At 30.3% G+C, this 1,076-nt stretch carries 1 protein-coding gene and 2 pseudogenes; 2 read left to right on the forward strand and 1 reads right to left on the reverse strand.

Annotation, left to right across the window (positions count from 1 at the left end; translation table 11 throughout):
- On the forward strand, window positions 1-224 hold a 224-nt coding region (locus BHE89_RS26375; protein ID WP_286146285.1), incomplete at its 5' end, for a pentapeptide repeat-containing protein.
- Window positions 225-317: 93 nt separating this feature from the next.
- Window positions 318-545: pseudogene (locus BHE89_RS26380) on the forward strand (pentapeptide repeat-containing protein); the annotation flags it as partial.
- 55 nt (window positions 546-600) lie between these two features.
- On the opposite strand, the pseudogene gloA2 reads toward BHE89_RS26380, so the two are convergent.
- A pseudogene (gene gloA2, locus BHE89_RS18315) lies at window positions 601-991 on the reverse strand (SMU1112c/YaeR family gloxylase I-like metalloprotein).
- Between the last annotated feature and the right edge of the window lie 85 nt (window positions 992-1,076).

The following is a 1,076-nucleotide window of genomic DNA, read 5'->3' on the forward strand; positions in this document are numbered from 1 at the left end:
TAACAGAAGAAGAATTTAAAAATATTACATTTGAGCAATGTGAGTTTCATCAATGTGATTTCTCATCAGTAAATTTATCTCATTGTAAATTTATTAATTGTTTATTTGAACGTTGTAATTTAAGTTTGGCATATATAGCCAATACACGTTTTTCTAATACAGAATTTATCGGGTGTAAAACTTGTTGGTATCGATTGGACAAAAGCACATTGGCCTCGATTTGATCTCTATTCACAACTAAGCTTTAAAAGCAGTATTTTAAGTGGATGTAATTTTTTTTGGTTTAAAATTATACGAATCTATTTTTTGATGATTGTCGATTACACGATGTTGATTTTAGAAATGCAGAACTGAAAAAGTCAGTAATGACAAACTCTGATTTTGCGAACAGTCTGTTTATGCAAACCAATATTGAAGCCGTCGATTTTACAAATTCACATTCCTTTGATATTGATATCCGCCAAAATAAAATTGCAAAAGCGAAATTTTCAAAATTCGAAGCTCTTGATTTATTACGGTATCTTGATATTCAATTAGTTGATTAGTCGTAAGACTTAAAAAATAGAATGCTACGTTCACTTAAGTAGCATTCTTGTGTAATTATGCGCAATATAATTCCAAAGGTAATCCGTCAGGATCTTTAAAAAAAAGTAAATTGTTTATTGCTACTAGGATCAATTCTTATTGGTTCACAGGTAATGCCATTCTTTTGTAAATATTCAATGCTTTCTTCTATATATCAACACTAAAAGCAAGGTGGCGTAAAACCACAAGCTTCTGGATAATTTAAGCGAGCTGGTGGAGTTGGAAAGCTAAATAACTCAATTTGGTAGTTTTTGCCAAAAGCTAGCTCCGCCTTCCATGATTGTTGGGAGGCTCGGTATGTTTCTGTTAGTAGTGTTAAACCTAAAATATTACAATAAAAGTGTTTACTTACGTCATATTCAGTACAAATAATCGCGACATGGTGGATTTTGTTGAGTTTTAGCATAAATATTGAACTCTATTTTATTACGATTTTGAATTTTATTCATTATGAAACAAAATAAACGCAACAACAACTGATTAATATTTTA

Origin of the sequence: Shigella sp. FC1967 (genome assembly GCF_001743005.1) — a bacterium.
In the GTDB taxonomy this organism is placed as follows: Bacteria; Pseudomonadota; Gammaproteobacteria; order Enterobacterales; family Enterobacteriaceae; genus Proteus.